The organism is Novosphingobium sp., assembly GCF_036803765.1.
Taxonomy (GTDB): domain Bacteria; phylum Pseudomonadota; class Alphaproteobacteria; order Sphingomonadales; family Sphingomonadaceae; genus Novosphingobium.
Window position 1 is genome coordinate 91,601 of record NZ_DAIRTS010000004.1, and the last position, 20,214, is coordinate 111,814.

General features: G+C 68.4%; 15 protein-coding genes. 6 read left to right on the forward strand and 9 right to left on the reverse strand.

The window, feature by feature from the left end; all coding sequences use genetic code 11:
- Positions 1 to 72 precede the first annotated feature (72 nt).
- From V7Q48_RS03835 to V7Q48_RS03870, 8 genes are read right to left on the reverse strand one after another with little or no spacing between them, the layout of a single operon-like run.
- On the reverse strand, positions 73 to 552 hold the full coding sequence (locus V7Q48_RS03835; RefSeq protein WP_333836377.1) for a sarcosine oxidase gamma subunit: 480 nt from the start codon (positions 550 to 552) through the stop codon (positions 73 to 75).
- On the reverse strand, positions 545 to 3,319 hold the full coding sequence (locus tag V7Q48_RS03840; RefSeq protein WP_333836379.1) for a 2Fe-2S iron-sulfur cluster-binding protein: 2,775 nt from the start codon (positions 3,317 to 3,319) through the stop codon (positions 545 to 547). The genes V7Q48_RS03835 and V7Q48_RS03840 overlap by 8 nt, the downstream gene beginning before the upstream one ends.
- Positions 3,316 to 3,579, reverse strand: a complete 264-nt coding sequence (locus V7Q48_RS03845; protein ID WP_333836381.1) for a sarcosine oxidase subunit delta — start codon at positions 3,577 to 3,579, stop codon at positions 3,316 to 3,318. Before V7Q48_RS03845 ends, V7Q48_RS03840 begins: the two co-directional genes overlap by 4 nt.
- A 14-nt stretch (positions 3,580 to 3,593) precedes the next feature.
- Positions 3,594 to 4,850, reverse strand: coding sequence for a sarcosine oxidase subunit beta family protein (locus V7Q48_RS03850; RefSeq protein WP_333836382.1), 1,257 nt, complete (start codon positions 4,848 to 4,850; stop codon positions 3,594 to 3,596).
- Positions 4,851 to 4,883: 33 nt separating this feature from the next.
- A complete protein-coding gene (locus V7Q48_RS03855; RefSeq protein WP_333836383.1) occupies positions 4,884 to 6,020 on the reverse strand; it encodes an NAD(P)/FAD-dependent oxidoreductase in 1,137 nt (378 codons plus the stop codon).
- Positions 6,017 to 7,450: an FAD/NAD(P)-dependent oxidoreductase gene (locus V7Q48_RS03860; protein ID WP_333836384.1), complete on the reverse strand. Its 1,434-nt coding sequence runs from the start codon at positions 7,448 to 7,450 to the stop codon at positions 6,017 to 6,019. Before V7Q48_RS03860 ends, V7Q48_RS03855 begins: the two co-directional genes overlap by 4 nt.
- Positions 7,451 to 7,453: 3 nt before the next feature.
- Positions 7,454 to 8,710 (reverse strand): cystathionine gamma-synthase family protein, encoded by a 1,257-nt coding sequence (locus tag V7Q48_RS03865; protein ID WP_333836385.1) that lies wholly within the window; start codon positions 8,708 to 8,710, stop codon positions 7,454 to 7,456.
- Positions 8,707 to 9,978, reverse strand: a complete 1,272-nt coding sequence (locus V7Q48_RS03870; protein WP_333836386.1) for an aromatic ring-hydroxylating oxygenase subunit alpha — start codon at positions 9,976 to 9,978, stop codon at positions 8,707 to 8,709. The genes V7Q48_RS03865 and V7Q48_RS03870 overlap by 4 nt, the downstream gene beginning before the upstream one ends.
- 655 nt (positions 9,979 to 10,633) lie before the next feature.
- Here V7Q48_RS03870 and V7Q48_RS03875 point away from each other — a divergent pair.
- The 4 genes from V7Q48_RS03875 (at position 10,634) to V7Q48_RS03890 (ending at position 18,027) form a co-directional block, all read left to right on the forward strand.
- Positions 10,634 to 13,417 carry a TonB-dependent receptor gene (locus V7Q48_RS03875; protein WP_333836388.1) on the forward strand — a complete coding sequence of 928 codons (2,784 nt, stop codon included), beginning with the start codon at positions 10,634 to 10,636 and terminating at the stop codon, positions 13,415 to 13,417.
- Between the two features lie 130 nt (positions 13,418 to 13,547).
- Complete coding sequence (locus tag V7Q48_RS03880; protein WP_333836389.1) at positions 13,548 to 15,623, forward strand: tetratricopeptide repeat-containing sulfotransferase family protein; 2,076 nt, start codon at positions 13,548 to 13,550, stop codon at positions 15,621 to 15,623.
- Positions 15,624 to 15,664: 41 nt separating this feature from the next.
- Positions 15,665 to 16,981, forward strand: a complete 1,317-nt coding sequence (locus V7Q48_RS03885; RefSeq protein ID WP_333836390.1) for a spinster family MFS transporter — start codon at positions 15,665 to 15,667, stop codon at positions 16,979 to 16,981.
- Between the two features lie 146 nt (positions 16,982 to 17,127).
- On the forward strand, positions 17,128 to 18,027 hold the full coding sequence (locus V7Q48_RS03890) for a LysR family transcriptional regulator (RefSeq protein WP_333836514.1): 900 nt from the start codon (positions 17,128 to 17,130) through the stop codon (positions 18,025 to 18,027).
- Positions 18,028 to 18,134: 107 nt separating this feature from the next.
- On the opposite strand, the gene msrA is transcribed toward V7Q48_RS03890, so the two are convergent.
- Positions 18,135 to 18,662 (reverse strand): peptide-methionine (S)-S-oxide reductase MsrA, encoded by a 528-nt coding sequence (gene msrA / locus V7Q48_RS03895; RefSeq protein ID WP_333836391.1) that lies wholly within the window; start codon positions 18,660 to 18,662, stop codon positions 18,135 to 18,137.
- Positions 18,663 to 18,771: 109 nt separating this feature from the next.
- On the opposite strand from msrA, the gene aguB reads away from it, so the two are divergent.
- Together aguB and folK are read left to right on the forward strand one after the other, a co-directional pair.
- A complete protein-coding gene (gene aguB, locus V7Q48_RS03900) occupies positions 18,772 to 19,626 on the forward strand; it encodes an N-carbamoylputrescine amidase (RefSeq protein ID WP_333836392.1) in 855 nt (284 codons plus the stop codon).
- A gap of 50 nt (positions 19,627 to 19,676) precedes the next feature.
- Positions 19,677 to 20,192, forward strand: a complete 516-nt coding sequence (gene folK, locus V7Q48_RS03905; RefSeq protein WP_333836393.1) for a 2-amino-4-hydroxy-6-hydroxymethyldihydropteridine diphosphokinase — start codon at positions 19,677 to 19,679, stop codon at positions 20,190 to 20,192.
- The last annotated feature ends 22 nt before the right edge of the window (positions 20,193 to 20,214 follow it).

The window sequence follows — 20,214 nt, forward strand, 5'->3', positions numbered from 1 at the left end:
GGAGGGGGATTCGAGACGCTAGCTTCTCCCCTCCCGCTCGCGGGAGGGGCCGGGGGAGGGCCTGTTATCGCCTCACCCCACCAGCGGCAGATTAGCCCGCCAGTGATGCTCCATGCCCTCGGCCATGCTCGCCGGCACATATACGCGCACCGCATCGGCCGCCTCAACCCACAGCCGCACCGCCGCATGCGCGATCACCGTCGCGGCACAGCCACCGACGCCGAAATCGCGGCTCTCGGCATCGAACAGGCCATCGGCCATCAGCAGCGCGCGCCAGCCGGGGCCGGTGAGGGCGAAGCGGACCACGCCGCCGCCGATCGCGGTGACGCCGCCGTCGTCGCCCAGCAGCGGCAGCAGCGCAGCGATGTCGCCCTCGGCCAGCCACACGGTCGGCTCGACGCGCAGCAGCGTCGCGCCCAGCACCGGGCCGCTACGGCCCATGGTCGGAAGGGCCGCGCCAGCCTCGGCAAAGCGGGCGGCCACGGCCGCGGGATTGGACCAGATCTCGACCGCGTGAAGCGGAGCGGCGGGCAAGCGGCGGATTTCAGTCACGATAGCGTGCCCCTTCGGGATCGTGGAACAGCGGCGCGGTCACGCGCACCGGCGCGGTCTGGCCGCGCGTGGGCGAATGCGCCAGCAGCGTCTCGCCATGGCGGGCCACGCCATCGGCCAGCAACGCCAGCGCGACGCCGCTGCCGTCGCCCAGCACGCGGCGCCCGGCGGCGGTGACATAGCCCTGCGGCGGCGCGCCGGCGTGGGCCACCAGCATCGACCCTTCGGCGATCAGGCTGCCGTCGGTCGCCTCGATGCCCACGAGCTGCAGGCGTCCGCGCTCATGCAGCGCAGGCCGCGTCAGACCGGCCGCGCCGATGAACCCGCCGGCGGGATTGAGCATGCCGCTAAGGCCCAGGTCGTGCGGCGTGGTGCGCCCGTCCGCCTCGGTGCCAATGACGACGTGGCCCTTCTCGATGCGCAGCAAGTCCATGGCGTCGAGGCCGTAAAGGCAGCCCCCCGCCGCCGTCACCGCCGTGTGCAGCGCGGCGAAGACCGGGGCGGCGCGTGTCGCCTCGACATGAACCTCGAAGGCGCGCTCGCCGCTGTAGCTGGCGCCGAGCACGAGCACCGGCACCCCGGCGATCATCGCGGGCGCGCAGCCCATGTGGCGCGGGGCGGGTTCGCCGATCACGCTTGCCAGCAGCGCCGATGCCCGTGGCCCGGCCAGTGCGAGGCCCGCGAAATGCTCCTGCACGTTGACCACCGAGGCGCGGACCTGCGGGCGCAGCACTTGCCGGGCATAGGACAGCCAGGTCGCCATGCGGTCCGCGCCGCCGGTCGAGCTGGTGAGCAGCCAGCCGCCATCGGTCCATCCTCCATCGGGCAGATGCCAGACCGTGCCGTCGTCCGACACCATGCCGTCCTCGCGCAGCATCACGGTATAGCGCCCGCGCCCGGCCTTGAGCGATCCGACCCGCGTGGCGCAGACCAGCTCGAGCAGCGCCGCAGTCTCGGGGCCGCGCACCATGAACTTGCCGAGCGTCGAGACGTCGCACAGCCCGACGGCCTCGCGCACCGTGCGCGCCTCGCGCAGCGCGCTGTCGGCGAGCGATTCACCCGCCTTGGGAAAGGCGCGCGGGCGTTTCCACGCCCCGAGCGGCTGCCAGTGCGCCCCCGCCGCATCGAGCGCGGCGTGAAGCGGCAGGCGGCGTTCGTGGACTCCGGCGTCGTGCGCGGCCAGCCCGGCCAGCGCGCCCATCGTCACCGGCGTATAGGGCGGACGGAAGGTGGTGAGGCCCGCCTGCGGCACGGGCACGCCGCGCTTGCTTGCAAGGCGCATCAGCGCGGGCACGCCGCTGGTCTTGCCCTGGTCGGTCGCCATGCCAAGCGTGGTATAGCGCTTGAGATGCTCGACCGAGCGGTAGCCCTCCTGCCAGGCGATATCGATGTCGGCGAGGCTGACGTCGTTCTGCTGGTCGACGAAACTTGTCTTGGGCTTGCCCAGCGCCAAAGCGTTGGCCGAAGGCACGGCCTGCGTCGCGGCGCCGACGCTTTCGCCCGCCTGGCGCAGCTGGTCGGGCAGGAACGCCTGCGCGTTTTCGTCCCAGCGCAGCGAGCCGCCGGCCTGCATGTGCAGGTGCACGACGGGCGAGAATCCGCCCGACATGGCGACGAGGTCGGCGGCGAAGTGGCGTTGGGCACCGCCGACTTGCGCGGTCAGGCCCGTCACGCCGTTCTTGCCGCCGCTGGCACTGACCGGGTGCGCGTCGTGATGGACCGGGAAGGCGCAGGCCGGCCCCTGGCCCGCCGGGCGCGCGTCGAGGATCGCGACGATCTCGGCGCCCGCCTCGGCCAGCGCGTGCGCGGTACAATAGGCATCGTCGCCTGTCGTCGCGACGACCACGCGGCGGCCCGGCACCACGCCGAAGCGGCGGACATAGGTGCGTACCGCCTGCGACAGCATTACGCCGGGGCGATCGTTGTTGGCGAAGGCCAGCGGCCGCTCGAGCGCGCCGGTCGCCATGACCACGCGTCCTGCGCGCACATGCCACAGCCGCTGCACGAAACCGTGCGCAGGCGGCGCTTGTCCCGGCTCGACCAGCCGCTCCGCCAGCGTCAGGAAGTTGTCGTCCCAATAGCCGGCCGCCGTGGTGCGCAGCAGCACCTGCACCCCCGCGTCGTAAAGCTGGGCCAGCGCATCACCCGCGCCTTGGTGCCCGTCGCGCAGCAGCGAGGCGTTGAGGATCGCGTCCTGCTCGACCAGCATGACCCGCTCGCCCCGGCCAGCTGCCGCCAGCGCAGCCTCGACCCCGGCGGGGCCGCCACCGACCACGACCACATCGGCGAAGGCGCCACGCTGCGCGAACTTGTCGGGATCGCGCTGCTGCGGCGCGGGGCCCAGCCCGGCGGCGCGTCGGATCAGCGCCTCATAGATCATCCAGCGCTTGGCCGGGCCGAAGAAGGTCTTGTAATAGAACCCGGCGGGCAGGGCCGGGGCCAGCGGCCCCAGCAGCGCGCCGACATCCCACGCCAGCGAAGGCCAGCGGTTCTGGCTCTGCGCCACCAGGCCATCATAGACGAATACATCGGTCGCGCGGGTATTGGGCTCGGCACGCCCGCCTTCGCCCACGGTGACCAGCGCGTTGGGCTCCTCGACACCGGCGGCCATGATCCCACGCGGGCGATGGTACTTGAAGCTGCGCCCGACCAGCGTGATGCCATTGGCGAGCAGCGCGGCGGCGAGCGTGTCGCCGGGGCGGGCGCGATAGGCCTTGCCGTCGAAATGGAACGTCAGCGTCTCGGTGCCGTCGGGGGTGCGCGTCATGGCAGCACCTCCGGGCCGATGGCGCGCGACGCGCTGATGACGTGAGTGACGCGATCGCGTGTCAGCACGACCCAGGCCCGGCAGCCATAAGTATGGCGCCACAGCTCGTCGTCGACCCCCATCGGGTTGGTGCGGGTGTAGAGCCGGGGCATGGCCTCGCCGGCGGGCAGCGCGGGGTCGATGATCGCCTCGGCGCTGCGTTCATAGGTGAATTCGGCCTGGGCGCGCGGGCCGCAGTGGGGGCAGGGAATGCGGTACATGGGCGATCCCCGGTTCAGCGATGGTTGGGCATGGGGCCGACCCCGGTCTCGTCGACCGTGGCGCCGCGTTCGAAGCGGTCGAGCGCGAAGGGCGCGACCAGCGGATGGGGCGTGCCGGTGGCGAGCGTGTGCGCAAAGGCCCAGCCCGAGGCCGGCGTCGCCTTGAACCCGCCATAGCACCAGCCGCCGTTGAGGAAGAGCCCGTCGAGCGGGGTGGTGCCGATGATCGGCGCCCCGTCGAAGCTCATGTCGGTCACCCCCGACCAGGTGCGCAGCATCCTGAGGCGCGAGAGCGCGGGCATGATCGCCATGGCCTGCGCGATCGCATGTTCTACAATGGTCGGCTGGCCGCGCCGGGCATAGCTGGGCCAGGCATCGGGATCGCCGCCCATGACGATGCCGCCCTTGTCGGACTGGCTGATGTAGCAGTGCAGTGACTGCGACATCACGACCGAGGCGACCATCGGCTTGACGCCTTCGGTCACCAGGGCCTGCAGCGTCTGGCTCTCGATCGGCAGGCGCAGGCCGGCCAGCCCGGCGACATGGCCGCTGTGCCCGGCCACGCAGATTGCGGTGCGCCCGGCGGCGATGCGCCCGCGCGTAGTCTCGACCCCGGTGATCCGGTTGCCTTCGCGCACGAAGCCGGTGACTTCGCAGTTCTGGATGATGTCGACGCCCAGCCGGTCCGCCCCGCGGGCATAGCCCCAGGCGACCGCGTCATGCCGGGCGGTGCCGCCGCGCCGCTGGATCAGCGCACCCTCGACCGGAAAGCGCGCACTGCGCGACATATCGATCAGCGGCTCGAGCTTCGCCACCTGGTCGCGGGTCAGCAGTTCGGCGTCGATCCCGCTCGCGGCCATGGCATCGCCGCGCTGCGCCAGCATGGTCATGTCCGCGTCGGAATGGCCCAGGAACATCGCCCCGCGCGGCGAGAACATGACATTGTAGTTTAGCTCGTCCGACAGGTGCTCCCACAGCTTCAAGCCGAACTCGAAGAAGTCGTGCAGCGGCTTGAGGCGATAGTTCGAGCGGACCAGCGTGGTATTGCGCCCGGTATTGCCCCCGCCGATCCAGCTCTTCTCGACCACGGCGACATTGCGGATGCCGTGGACCGAGGCGAGGTAATAGGCCGTGGCAAGCCCATGCCCGCCGCCGCCAATGATCACCACGTCATAGCTGGCCGCCGGCGTCGCATCGCGCCACGCCGGGCGCCAGTGCTTGTGCCCGGTGAGCGCGCCGCGCAGCAGGGAAAGGGCGCTGTATTCCTTCATCGGTGTTCCTTCATGCCGCGCTTACGCCGCCCTTTACGCCAATGCCTGCCAGCCCTGCCGCTCGCGCCAGTCGGGGGCGAGGCCCTCGAAGCGCGCAAGCGAGAGCTTTGAGATGTCGGCGAAGGTACAGCGCCCGTGCAGCACGAGGTCGGAGACCGCGTGGCCCGAGGCGGGCGAAAGGCCGAAGCCGACGCCCGACATCGTCGCCACCACCACGTTGTCGGGGCTGGTCATGCGGTCGAGAATCGGGCGCCCGTCGGGGCTCTTCTCGATCACGCCGGCCCAGCTGCGGATCACGTTGAGGTTCCCGGCCTTGGGCAGCAGTTCGATCAGTCGCCGCGCGAGGTTGCGCGTCAGCGGCGAGGAAGGGCGTGCGCCCGGACCTTGCGGGCTGTTCTCGATCCACTCGTGCGGGCCACCGCCATAGGCGAGGTTGCCGCGCAGCGTCTGCCGGCCATAGAGGCCGTTGCCGTCGACCCCGCCCAGCGGCATCATCGGCGCTGGCTCGGTCACGATCATCTCGGCCCGCGCGGCGGCAAGCGGCACCTCGACGCCCAGTTGCGCCATGAGGAAGCCGATCTGCGGCCCCGCGGCGACGATCACCGCATCGCCTTCATAGCGCCCCGTCGCGGTGTTGACCGCGGTGACCTTGCCCCCTGCGGTCTCGAACCCGGTAACCGGGCTGTGCTGGATGATCTTGCCGCCCAGGTCCTGCAGCGCCCAGGCATAGGCCTGCACGGTGCGCTGCGGGTTGGCATGGCCGCCGAAGCGATAATGCATGCCGCCCAGGCAATTCTCGCCCGCCAGCGGCACGGCTTCCTGCGCCTGCTGGCTGTCCAGCCAGTCGACGCGGTAGCCCATCGCGTTGCACATGTCGGCGATGTAGCGATATTCGCGCAGCTGGCTTTCGCTGACGGCGATGACGATGCGCTCGCGGCTGTGTTCGGTCGGATAGCCGAGCAACTCGTCCATCTGCGGCCAGAGGCGCTGCTCCTCGTCGAACAGCGGGCTTTGATAGTGCGAGGCGCCGCCGCCGTTGCGGCCCGAGGCTTCCCAGCCGACCACGCCCTTGTCGATTACGGTGACGTCCACGCCCTGCCGGGCCAGCCACCAGGCGGAGGATAGGCCGGTGACGCCGGCGCCGATGACGATGACTTTCTGCTTGCTCACAGGCTCATGTTCCCGCCGATGACGTCCTGATGCTGCTTCTCGCGATCGGTGCCGATGTCGCGATAGGGGATCCACTGCGTGGGGATGCCGAACCACACGTCCCACCCGTCACGCATCGACTGGTCTTCCTCCCAGTCCGCCAGGATCTTGAGCGGGATCGGGCGCACCGGGGCACGATGGCTGGCCAGCGGCACCGGCTTGCCCGATGCGGCGCCAAGGATCAGCGAAACCTGCTCGCGGCAACGGCGGCCCTGGCACTGCCCCATACCGGCGCGGGTCAGGCGCTTGATCTGGTCCTGGTTGGGCGGTCCGTCGGCCAGCAGCGTGTCGAGCGAGCGCGCGCACATCGCGGGCGGACGCTTGAGGTAATTGGGCGGCTGCACGCCGATCAGGTCGGCCCGCGTCACTTCTTCGCACTGGCAGACGATCGTGTCGGGCACGCTCACCGCGCCCAGCGCGTCGACCCACTGCGCGCGATAGGCCATGTGGTCGAAGCCGGTGTCGGGCAGGCCGGCAGCGAGGCCGACGCAGCGCACCGTGCCATTCTCGGCCGGAACCCAGCCGCCGCGCGCCGGGTCCATCACCCGCGCGCCGCCCATCGCGTCGATCAGTTCGATCGCCGGCACCGCGCCCACGGCCTGGACCACGGTATCGCAGACGATTTCGGTGCCGTCGGACAGGCGCACCGCCTTGACCCCGTCGATTCCGCCGATCGCCTCGGCAATCACGCAACCGGTGTGCAGCGGCAGGTTGCCGACGTCGGCCTGGGGCGCATCGCGCGTCTCGACCAGCGCGGCGACCTCGATCCCGTGTTCCTGTGCGAGCCTGGCCGTCTCGACGGCCAGATCGTGGCTGCCCATGATGACGATGCGGCGCCCGGCAAAGGCCTGGTAGCGCGCGACCAGCATGGCAAAGCCGCCCGCACCCATTACGCCCGGCTGGTTCCAACCGGGGAAGGCAAGCGCCAGATCGCGCGCGCCGGTGGCGAGCACCAGTTCGTCGAAGCCGACCATCCAGCCGCGCTCGGCATCGGCGAGACCGAGCATCTGGGCCGGCAGCGTGCCGATCGCCGGGCCGTTGCGATAGACGCCCCAGGCCGCAGTGCCGAGCAGCAGCTCGATCCCGTCCTCCATCGCCGCTTCCAGCTCGGGCAGCGTGGCGAAGACGCTCTCGATCATGCGGCCGGGGTTCTGCGTGGCGGCGGTCATGCGCCCGCCGAAGAACAGCGGTACGTCGGTGCCCATGAGGTGGCCGGGCACAGGATGTTCGTCGATCAGCAGCACGCGCTTGCCGGCCGCCGCACCCTCGCGCGCGGCAGCGATACCGGCGGGACCGGCGCCGACCACGACAAGGCCGTAATGCTCGGCAGGGGCCGGGATCTTGCCGTTCACCGCATGCGGATCGACGGGGAAGGGGGTATCAGTATGCATGGGTCAAACCGCCTCCAGCGCGCGGGCAAGGTCGTCGATCAGGTCCTGAGGGTGCTCCAGCCCCACCGAAAGGCGCATCGTGCCCTCGGTGATGCCGCCGGCCAGCCGCTGCTCGGGTGCCACGGCATAATGGGTTGTCGTCGCCGAATGGCAGATCAGCGTCTCCGATCCGCCGAGGCTGACGGCCAGTTTCATCAGCCTGATGGCATCGAGCATGCGAAATGCCTCGGCCTCGCCGCCGTGCAGGTGGAACGAGAAGGTCGATCCGGCGGCGCGGCACTGGCGATCGTAGACCGCGCGGGCCGGGCTGCCCTCGGGCAGGAAGCCGAGATAGGTGACGCCGGCGACCTTGGGATGGTCGCGTAGGAATTCGGCGACCAGCCGGGCATTGCTCATCGCCCGCTCCATCCGCACCGCCACGGATTCGAGGCTGCGCGCCACGAGCCAGGCGGTGAAGGGATCGAGGTGGCTACCCCAGGTGGTGCGCAGATGGCGCAACTGGTGGATCAGCTCGAGCCGGCCGGTGATGCCGCCGGCGAGGAGGTCGCTGTGCCCGGCGCAATACTTGGTGAGCGAGGTCAGGCACAAGTCAACACCATGCTCGATCGGGCGCTGCGCGAAGGGGCCGAGCAGCGTATTGTCAACCAGCACCAGCGGGCGGCGGCCCTGCCGGGCCCCGACCTCGTCGGCCAGCGCGACCATCAGGTCGAGGTCGACCAGCGCGGCGGTCGGATTGGCCGGGCTTTCCGCCACGATCAGCGTCAGCGGCCCGCGCGCCATCGCGGCGTCGGCGGCGGCGCGGACCACCGCGGGATCGCAGCCGTCGTCATAGGTCTCGGTATGCACGCCGAAGCCGGCCATGGCCCGGTTATACAGCCCATCGACCCCGCCGTAGATCGGGCGGCCGTGCAGCACGCTCTCGCCCGGCTTGACGAAGGTCAGCGCAGCCGCCGAATGCGCGGCCATGCCGCTGGCAAAGGCGGCGCCAGCCTCGGCCCCGTCGATCGCTGCAAGCCGCGCCTCGAGCACGTCGAGCCCGGGATGGCCGAGGCGCGAATAGATGTGGTGCGTCTCGCCCACCAGCGGCCCGGTGCCGTCGAAATAGGCCTCGTGCACGTCCTTGGCATGTTGCGCGGACGGGTAGACGAACGTGGAGGTGAGATAGACCGGCGGCTTGACCGAACCCAGCGCCTGGCCGGGATCGTAGCCGAAGGCCACCGCCAGCGTCTCGGGCCGCAGCCCCTTGGCATCGTGGGTCATGCCGCGGCGGTGCCGGTGCGACCGAGGTACTCGGCGGCCTTGTCGCAGTACCAGTCGGTAAAGCGCTGTGCGAGCATCTCAGCATCGGGCGAATAGGGGCCAGGGGTATAGCCCGGGCTGTTGACGCCGGTCTGGTTGTTCTCGGCCAGTTCCTTGTCCTGCCCGTTGGTGATCGTCCACAGCTCCATCAGCGCGTCGCGATCGTAGTCCTCGCCCTCGACCGCATCGCCGCGGACGATCCACTTGGCATGGACATGGGTTTCGGTCGGGCCGACCGGCATGGCGTTGAACAGGAAGACATGGTCGGTCGTCGCGTGGAGGAAGCTGTGCGGATCGACCGCCAGCCGCATCGAGCCGACATGCGTGTCGTCGCGGGCCAGCATCGGCTTCTTCACCAGCGGCTTGCCGTCCATCGAGAGGGTCTCGACCCCGGGGTTGAGGCCGAAGCGCGCCAGCTGCCACCAGTCACCCTCGATCGGTGTCGCCGCAAGGTCGGCCTCGACCATGGCATCGGCGAAGGTCTGCGCGGCATTCGACCCTTCGAAATGGCGCGACATCGCCACCGGGAAGGTCGCGGCAAGTTCGGGATGGCGCGTGATGCAGTGGTAGCACTCGCGCCCGTTCTCCATCACCAGCTTCCAGTTGGCATATTCGACCAGCGTCGACTGCGCCGCGAGCTTGCCTGTCTCGAGCGCGTGCGGGGCGATGTAATCCTCGAGATGCGCGGCGAAGGTGTCGAATTCCGGCGCCTCGTCGGCCAGGCACACGAAGATCAGCCCGCTCACGCAGCGCACGTGGATCGGGCGCAGGCCGTGGTCCGACTTGTCGAACTCCTCGGGCATGCGCGGCGCCGCAAGCAGCCGTCCGTCGAGATCGTAAGTCCAGTTGTGGTAGGGGCAGATCAGGCGTGGCGCCTGGTGCTGGCCCGGCTTGCACAGGATCGAGCCGCGATGGCGGCACGAGTTGTGAAAGCCGCGAATCGTGCCCGACTTGTCGTGCACCAGCAGGATCGGCCAGGGCCCGACCATCTCGGCCAGGGTGCTGCCGGGGCGCGGCAATTCGCAGGTGAAGCCGACCAGCAGCCAGCTCGTCCCGAAGATCGCCGTCATGTCGAAATCGAATGCGGCGCGGGTCGTGTAGAGCGGCTGGGGCAGGGTATGGCCCGGTCTGCGCGCGGCGAACCAGGGGGCGACCATCGCCTCCGCGCTGCCCGTGTTGGTCGTGTGATCGGTGTTGCGGGCCGAAGCGGCCCCGTCGTGCAGCAGCATGCGCCGCCATCCCCTTCTGCTACCCCGGCGCGACGGCGTGCCCGCGCGGTGTCCGTGAGCATCATGGGTGACGGGATGCGCGCGGCGCAGCCAATCCAGTTTCGGCATAAGCCCATTTCAAATTTACAATAAGTGTTGCTCATCAGGCTGCGGGCAGCGCCTCCTTCGCAGGGGCAGCACGTTGCGTGAGCCGGCGTCAATTCGCACAAAACTGCCGAAAAATCGTCGTGAAACTGCAATTTCCTGTCTCTAGAGGCGGCGCATTTTGCCGCTGCGAAGGCCCGTGCTGCCTTGCTCCGGAGCGGTTCGATAAGCCGGCGGCGGGTATGGATTTCGCCAGACCTTTGCCATAAGCTTCGTTTCGTAGCGTCAGAATGGCTGCGGTCAGGGAGGCATCACGAGGGATTGTTCCAGTGCCTATGTCAGCGTTCCGGCTGGATTTTTCCGCCGAGCGCCCGCCCGGTCGGCCCGGCCGGCGACATGGCTACGCTGGTACCGGTCGACAAGGACCAGCCCCGTCGCAAGCGCGGCGGCCAGGCCCCTTCCATCGCCGGCCCATTCCCCCGCGTGACACCTGATACGTCGGTCCGCCGCGCTGCGCAGGGGGTCAGCTTGCTTTTTGCCAAGATGGCTTTTGCACAATCAGGGGGGAATGATGGCAGCACGTTCTACATACACTTCGCGGCTCTCGTGCGGGGTCGCCGCGATGGCGGTCCTGGCGCTGGGCAGTGCGCCCGCTTTCGCGCAGGATGCCACGGCATCCGACGTTCCGGCCGCCGCCGCACCCGGCCAGGCGGGCCTCGACCAGATCGTCGTGACGGCCACCCGCCGCGCCGAATCGATCAACAAGGTGCCGCTGGCGATCCAGGCGCTGAGCGGTGATGCGCTGACCAAGCTCAACATCACCAACTTCGAAAAGCTGGTCGAATACCTCCCCAACGTGCGCACCGCCTCGCGCGGCCCGGGCGTCTCGTCGGTCTACATCCGCGGTCTCTCGACCGACACCGCCGGCTCGCAGATCCTCGGCGTCGCAGGCGTCCAGCCCAACGTCGCGCTTTACGTCAACGACGCGCCCGCCTCGACGCCGGGTCGCAACCTCGACATCCACCCGACCGACATCAACCGCGTCGAAGTGCTGGCAGGGCCGCAAGGCACGCTGTTCGGCGCCAACGCGATGGGCGGTGCGATCCGCTACATCACCAACGCGCCCGACCTCAAGGAATTCCACGCCGGCTTCACCGCCACGGGCGCCTCGACCAAGGGCGGCGCGGCGAGCTTCAGCGGCGAGGGCTTCATCAACATGCCCATCGTCGAGGACAAGCTGGCGGTCCGCCTCGCGTTCTACGCCGATCGCCAGGGCGGCTACATCGACAACGTCGCCGGCACTTACCAGATGCCGTGGGATCCGGGCCGTCCGGGCGTGCTGCCCAGCGGTAACCCGCTGCTCGTCAACCAGGCGATCCAGTCGTGCGTCGGCGTCGCCAACTGCGTCGCTACCGCGGCGGGCACGACCGGCGGCTTCAAGGTTCCGCTGCGCCGCTCGATCGCCAACAACGCTTTCGTCGAGGATGACTACAACGACGCCGTCTATGCCGGTGGCCGCGGCGCGGTGACCTGGCAGATCAACGAGGACTGGTCGCTCGACGCGATGTCGCTCTACCAGGAGCTCAAGACCGACGGCGTGTTCGACTATGCGCCTTCGGTGGGTGACCTCAAGGTCCAGCAGTTCGGCCCGAACACCTTGCGCGACACCATCAGCCTGTCGACCCTGACGCTGAAGGGCCGCCTCTCGTTCCTCGACCTGATCTACACCTCGTCCTACCAGGACCACCATTCGGTCCAGCAGTCCGACTATGCGCGCTATGCGAACATCGGCCTGTTCATGCCGTTCTACAACTGCGACGCCGGCGTCTACTACCAGGGCTACGCCAGCTCGGCCTCGCACGGCCAGACCTGCTATGCGCCGGGCAACAGCTATCGCGTCAACGACCGCAACCGTCGCTGGACGCAGGAATTCCGCATCACCACGCCGGTCAAGGAGCGCGTGCGCGCCACCCTCGGCGCGTTCTACGACGTCAACCGCATCTACGACGTGACGCAGTGGAACTACGTGCTGCGCGACGCCGGCTTCATCTACAACCTGCCGCCGAGCCCGGCGGTCAACGTGGTCGGGGCGGGCGTCCTGCCGGGTGCCGGCTTCGTCAACACGATCCTTCGCCGCGACCGCCAGTGGTCGATCTTCGGTGAAGCCTCGTTCGACATCGTGCCCGAAAAGCTGATCCTCACCGGCGGCGCGCGCTACTACAATGAAAGCGCGTCGATGGAAGGCGGCTCGAGCACCAGCTTCAGCGACTCGGTGCGCGCGGACTGCAATACGGTCAGCACCGATCCGACGACCGGTCTCACCACCTGCAACTATACGCCCAAGGCCAACACGCCCACCTCGCTGCCGACCAGCGCCAACCTCGCGGTCAACCTCGCCGGCATCAATCCCAAGAACTACTCGGGCTTCCTGTTCAAGGGCAACCTGACCTACAAGATCACGCCGGACTCGCTGGTCTACTTCACCTACTCCGAAGGCTTCCGCCCCGGCGGCTTCAACCGCAAGGGCTGTAACGCCGGCGTCGCGGCCAACCCGCTCTACAAGGACGCCTGCTCGGCCAACCGCGCCTATTCGCCCGACACGGCGACCAACTACGAAGTGGGCGGCAAGTTCGGCCTCTTCGACCACAAGCTGCAGGTCAATCTGGCCGGCTACATCGTCGACTGGAAGAACATCCAGATGGCGGCGTTCGACCAGAACATCTCCAACCAGACCTTCGTCGGCAACCTCGCCAACGGCCGGGTCAAGGGCGTCGAGGGCGACATTTCGGCACGGCCGATGTCCGGTCTGACGCTGGGCGCCGGGTTCTCGTACAACGACACCAAGATCACGGGCTGCACCAGCAACGCCATTGCCCAGACGCTCTGCGCCCAGGGCGTCATCGCCAGGGCCGGTACCCCGCTGGCTCTCAGCCCGAAGTTCCAGGGCAACCTGCGCATCCGGTACGACTGGGAATATGCCAACGGGGTCAAGCCGTTCGTCCAGTTCGGCTATCACCACGTCGGCAGCACGATCACCTCGGACCTCGTCAACACTGACATCCTCTATGGTTGCACCTCGCCCTATACCAACTGCGGCGTGCCGGCGACGATCAACGGGGTGACGGTCCGTCCGGGCGACTCGATCGTGAACCTGCAAAACCAGTTCAAGCAGCCGTCGTACGACACCATCGAGGCGTCGATCGGCATCGCGCGCGATACCTGGTCGCTGACGCTCTATGGTGACAACCTCACCGATGCGCGCCCGCAGCTGTTCACCAGCGCCAATGATGGCCAGAAGCGCGTGACCACCACGCGTCCCCGCACCATCGGCCTCAGGGTCAACTACAAGATGTAAGCACCTGGAAGGCCCGGGTCCGTACGACCGGATCCGGGCTTTCACCTTTTTCGAGACCATGATGCCAATTCCGGCTCGGCTGCCGAGCCAGTTTTTCGAAGGGCAGATTGAAGTTGGACGATCGGGCAAGATGAGCCAGACTGCGACCATGGCAACCAAGAGCCCGAACCCGGTTTCCGCCGCCGGTAGCCCCGCCGATACCAAAGTCGATACCGGTATCCAAACTGGCGCCCAAACCGCCGCAATGCTCGACAAGGTGCGCGCCGCACTGCAGGCCGGCAACCTGCCCGAGGCCGAACGGCACAGCCGCGCGGCGGTCGAGGCCGCACCCGACGATCACGAAGCGCTGTTCATGCTGGCCGCGGTGCAGCGCTATGCCCGTCGCCCGGTCGAGGCGCTGGCCACCGCCACCCGGCTTGTCGAGCTTGCCCCCGGCTATGGCCGCGCGCACCAGGAACGCGCGCATTGCCTGCGCATGCTGGGCCGGGCCGAGGACGCGCGTGCCGCGTATCGCAGTGCGGTCGATCACAATGTCGGCCTGCTCGCCAGCTGGCAGGCGCTCGCCGTGCTCGAGCGCGCGGCCGGACGGGCCGAGGCCGCCGTCATGGCCGAGCGGCAGGCGGCCTATCTGCAAAGCCTGCCGGATCCGCTTCAGGCCGTGGTCCGGCTCATCCAGGAAAACCGGCTGGGCAAGGCCGAGCAGCAGTGCCGTGCCTTTCTTCAACAGAATGGCCATCACACCGAGGGGATGCGCCTGCTCGCCGAGATCGGTGTGAAGTTCAACGCCTTCGACGATGCCGAATTCCTGCTCGAATCCGCGATCGTGCTTGAGCCCGAAAACGTCAACGCGCATTTCGATTACGTCAATGTGCTGAACAAGCGGCAGAAGCACGCCGCCGCGCGTGACCAGGCACGGGCGCTGGTCGACAAGGCGCCCGACAACGCGCAGTTCGAACTGCTCTACGCCAACCAGGCGCTCGCCATCGGCGACTTCGACGAGGCGGTGGCGATCTACGAGCGGCATCTGACGACGATGCCCGGCAACCCGACGCTGCACCTCTCGATCGGCCATGCGCAGAAGACCGTGGGCAAGCAGGCCGACGCCATCGCCGCCTATCGCCGCGCTTATGGCGTGCGCGCCGATTTCGGCGATGCCTATTGGAGCCTCGCCAACCTCAAGACCTATCGCTTCGAGGCAAGCGAGATCGACCAGATGCGGGTGTGCGAGGCCGCGCCCTCGACCGCGCTGGCCGATCGCTATCACTTGTGCTTCGCGCTGGGCAAGGCGCTCGAGGATCGCGCCGACTATGCCGAGAGCTTCGCCTATTACGAGCGCGGCAACCGGCTGAAGCGCGACGAACTGGGATACGACTGGCGCCGCATCACCGCCGAGATGGAGCGGCAGAAGGCGCATTGCGACGCAGACCTGTTCGCCCGTTTCGCCGGCAGCGGCGCGGCGGCGCCCGACCCGATCTTCATCCTCGGCCTGCCGCGCGCGGGCTCGACCCTGCTCGAGCAGATCCTGTCCTCGCACAGCCAGGTCGAGGGCACGCTCGAGCTGCCTAACATCCTCGCGCTGTCGCACCGCATCGACGGACGCCGCCGCGTGGGCGAGGAGGCCAATTACCCGGCCAACCTGCGCGAGCTGACACCTGAGGACTTCACCCGCTTCGGCGAGGCTTACATCGCCGACACGCGCATCCACCGCAAACGCGGCACTCCATTCTTCATCGACAAGATGCCGAACAACTTCCGGCACATCGGCCTCATCCACCTGATCCTGCCCAATGCCAGGATCATCGACGCGCGGCGCGGGGCGATGGGGTGCTGCTTTTCGGGGTTCAAGCAGCTCTTCGCCGAAGGGCAAGAGTTTACCTACGGTCTCGAGGAAGTGGGCCACTACTATCACGACTACGTGGGGCTGATGGATCACTGGGATCGCGTGCTGCCCGGCAAGGTGCTGCGCGTGCAGTACGAAGACGTCGTGTCCGACCTCGAAACGCAAGTGCGGCGCATCCTCGACTTCTGCGGCCTCGGCTTCGAGCCGGGCTGCCTCGCCTTCCACAAGACCGAGCGAGCGGTGCGGACCGCCAGTTCGGAGCAGGTCCGCCAGCCGATCTACCGGTCGGGCGTGGACCAGTGGGAACATTTCTCGCGCTGGCTCGACCCTTTGCGCACAGCGCTCGGGCCGGACCTGGCTGCCTGACACAAGACTGACGGACGGAGAGCACGAGCATGGCGGGCGGGATGGCATATTCGATGGACCCGGCACCGGCCGATGGTGCCGTGCCGGCGGAAACATCCAGCTTTGGGCTGCGCTGGTACGTGCTGTTCATCACGATGCTGGCCTATGCGATCAACATCGCCGACCGTTACGTCGTCTCGACCGTGCTCGAGGACATCCGCATCGACTACGGCCTGTCCGATGCCGGCATCGCCTTCCTCACCGGCGTGTCGCTCGCACTGTTCTACGTGACCATGGGCCTGCCGCTGTCGTGGCTGGCCGACCGCTACAGCCGGCGCAACCTGCTCGCGGCGTCGATGGCGGTATGGTCGGCGATGACCGCGCTCTGCGGCCTGTCGCGCAGCTACACCCACTTCCTGCTCGCGCGCATCGGCGTCGGCATCGGCGAGGCGGGCGGCACGCCGACCTGCAACTCGATCATCTGCGACCACTTCCCGCCGCACCGCCGCGCTATGGCGATGACCGTCTTCGCGCTGGGCGCACCGATCGGCGCCTGGATGGGCGCCGACATGGCCGGTCTGGTCGCGCATCACTACGGCTGGCGTGCGGCCTTCCTCGTGCTCGGCGTGCCGGGCGTGGTACTGGCGGCGATCGTCATGCTCACCCTGCGCGAGCCCAGGCGCGGACAGATGGATGCGATTTCGAGCGAGCAACCGGCCACGGTGATGGAGACGCTGCGCTTCATGTGGACGCAGCGCGCCGCGGTGCATCTGATGATGGGCGGCGGCGTCACCGCGCTGTGGGGCTGGGGCCTCGTCTATTTCACCCCCACCTACCTGCAGCGCGCCTACAATCTCGACGTCGGCACCGCGGGCGGGATCGTCGGTCCGATCCATCTCGTCACCGGCACGCTGGCGCTGATCCTTACCGCCTGGGTCATGGCGCGCCCCGCGTTCGCCGATCCACGCCGCATCCTGCGTGTGCTGGCCGTGGTCGTCGGCGTGTCGACCATCCCGTCGATCTGGGCGTTCTACACCCACTCGCTGACCGTCTGCACGATCATGCTGTGGCTGTTCATCCCGGCGATCTATTTCTACCTCGGCCCCGCCTTCGCGCTGTGCCAGAACCTGGCGCCCGCCAACATGCGCGCGATGTTCAGCGCGGTCTCGCTGCTGATCGCCAACGTCTTCAACCTGATCATCGCGCCGCAGGGCGTCGGCCTGCTCAGCGACTGGTTCGCCGGCCCCGCCGGCCCCGATGCAGAGTCGCTGCGCCTGGCACTGCTGGTCCTCGCGCCCACCGGGTTCTGGGCGGTGCTGCACTATGTGCTGGCGATCCGCAGCGTGCGTGAATGCCAGCGCCGCGCGGTCGGGGTCTGATCGGCATCATCACCATTGCTTATGTCATGCGCACGGTTTGACGGATCGCCCGGTTCAAGGCACTCTGTTTCCGTCCGCTTTCCGGGAGGTCAGCCACCATCGCGCCGCATCGCCTGATAAACCGCCGCTGGTTGCCGCTCAACGCGTTGCGCGCGTTCGAGGCGGTCGGACGGCACATGAGCTTCACGGCCGGCGCGCAGGCGTTGACCGTGTCGCAAAGCGCGATGAGCCGCCATGTCTCCAGCCTCGAGCAATTGCTCGGCAAGCCGCTGTTCGAGCGCGGGACGCAAGGGCTGCGGCTGACGCCGGCTGGTGAGGCGTTGCTGCCGGTGGTGTCCAAGTGCCTCGACCGCATGGAAGAGACCATCAACACCGTGCGCTCGGCGCGCGACGAGCGGCGCCCCTTGCGCGTCCACGTCCCGCCCTCGCTGCTTTACCAGACGATGCTGCCGCTGCTGCGTGATTTCCATGCCGCGCACCCCGACATCCGCATCGACGTGACCACTTCGAACGGTATCGGCCTGCCGCCGGGCCATCTCGACATGGCGATCGTGTTCGACCGGCCCGGGGTGGACGACAAGGTCACGGACCTGCTGCGCATGGTGCGCGTCGCGCCGCTGTGTTCGCCCTCGACCGCCGCGCTGCACCAGGGCAAGCCGATCGAGGCGTTCCTGACTGATGCCGAGCTGCTGCACATGAAGCTCGACGGAGAGCCGCGCGGGCTGTTGTGGTCGAGCTATGCCGACCAGCAGCGCCTGGCGCTCGATACCGCCAACGGCATGGCATTCGACACGATGTTCTCGGCCGTGCGCTATGCCATGGCCGCGGGCGGGGTGGTGCTGGCCGACATCGACATGTACGCCGACGAGATCGCCGCGGGTCTGCTGGTCATGCCCTTCGAGCGCATCGGGACCGACGGCTTCGGCTATTATCTCAAGACCCATGCCGAGGATCTGGCCGATCCGGCGGTCCTGCTATTCCGCGAATGGGTCATCGCCCATTTCGCCAGCGGGGCGACGAGCGCACCGCTGGCATTGAGCGCCTGAGGAAGCATTCCCTCCCCCGACCCCTCCCGCAGGCGGGAGGGGAGCGAACGAAGCCACCTTCTCCCCTCCCGCATGCGGGAGGGGCAGGGGGAGGGCCGGTTAAGCCCTCAAGCCTTCACGCGATTGGCGAAGCTCTTGCGCAGCTTCATCAGCTTGGGCGGGATCACCGCCATGCAATACGGATTGCGCTGGCCTTCGCCTTCCCAGTACTCCTGGTGATAGTCCTCGGCCGGATACCATTCGGCGACCGGCTCCAGCGTGGTGACGATCGGCGCATCACGCTCGGCCTGGGCGCGGGCAATGGCGGCCTCAGCCTCTTCGCGCTGCGCATCGTCGAGCGGGAACAGGGCCGAGCGGTACTGCGTGCCCACGTCGTTGCCCTGGCGGTTGAGCTGCGTCGGGTCGTGCGTGGCGAAGAAGATGTCGAGCAACTGGCCGTAGTGGATGACTTCGGGGTCGAAGGTCACGCGGATCGCTTCGGCGTGGCCGGTCGTGCCGCTGCACACCTGCTTGTAGGTCGGGTCGGCAAGCGTGCCGCCGATATAGCCGCTTTCGACTTGCGAGACGCCGATGACGTCGCGGAACACCGCTTCGGTGCACCAAAAACAACCGCCGGCGAGAATGGCCTGCGCCATGAGGGGGGATCCTTTCATTCGAGACTTGCTGCGTCAGATAGGAAGCGGGGGGCGCGCTGTCATCCTCCCGTCGTTGAATTGGCGGCGCAGACGGCATAGATGCGCAGCCATGACCCAGCTTTCCGTCGCCGCGCTGCAGCTTGCGCTCAACTCGCCCGACGCGGCGACCAACATTGCCGCCGTCTCCGCCCTGGTGGAGCAGGCCGCCGCGCGAGGCGCGCAGGTGGTGCTGCCGCCCGAACTGTTCGCCGGCCCCTATTTCTGCGTGACCGAGGACGAGGCGCGGTTTGCGCTGGCGCATCCGCTCGACAACGATCCCTCGGTCAAGGCAATGCGCGCGCTGGCCAAGGGGCTCGGCATCGCCATCCCCACCAGCTTCTTCGAGCGAGATGGCCAGCATTACTACAACACGCTGGCGATGATCGGCGCCGACGGCGAGATCATGGGCACCTATCGCAAGAGCCACATCCCCGATGGCCCCGGCTACGAAGAAAAGTACTATTTCCGTCCGGGCAATACCGGGTTCAAGGTGTGGGACGTATTCGGCGCGCGCATAGGCGTCGGCGTGTGCTGGGACCAGTGGTATCCCGAATGTGCGCGCGCCATGGCGCTGATGGGCGCCGAGGTGCTGTTCTATCCCACCGCGATCGGCAGCGAACCCTACGACGCCGAGCTCGACACCAGCCGCGTCTGGCGCCGCGCCATGCTCGGCCATGCCGCCTCGAACTGCATGCCGGTGGTGGCCGCCAACCGCATCGGCAGTGAGGAAAACGACCAGGCGTTCTACGGCCACAGCTTCATCACCGACCAGTGGGGCGACTACCTGGCCGAATACGGCTGCGATGAAACCGGTGCGCTGGTCGCGACGCTCGACCTTGCCGCGGCGGCGCGCCATCGCGCCGGCATGGGCTTCTTCCGCGATCGCCGGCCGCAGCTCTATACGCGGCTGGCCGAGGACATCTGAGCCCGGACCGGGCCAGTTCCGGGGGGCTATTTCCGGGGGAGGGGAGACGGGTGAAGCACGGCCGGCCGCGCCACCGCTACCTGATCGCGCTGGGATCGAACGTGCGCCACGCGGTGCACGGCGCCCCGGCGCAGGTATTGCGCGCCGCCGCGCGCGCGCTCGACGATGCCGGGCTCGAGCTGGAGGCGCTCTCGCCAATCATCGCCAGCGCGCCGGTCGGCCCCTCGCGCCGGCGCTACGCCAATGCCTGCGCGATCGTCCTGACCCCGCTCGAGCCGGCCATGGTGCTCGCGCGGCTCCAGGCGCTGGAGCACCGCTTCGGCCGCGTCCGCCGCGGCGCCCCGTGGCGCGCGCGCACGCTCGATCTCGACATCGTGTTCTGGTCGGGCGGCGCCTTGGCGGACATCCACGCCAACCTCGTCATTCCGCACCCGGCCTGCCGCCAGCGCCCCTTCGTCCTCGGCCCGGCCGCAGCCATCGCACCGCAGTGGCGCGACCCGCTGACCGGGCTTTCGACAAAACACCTCCACACCCGCTTGACCCGCCGCCGCCCTGTCCTTAGGTGACGCAGCCTTGCCTGACGCCGCA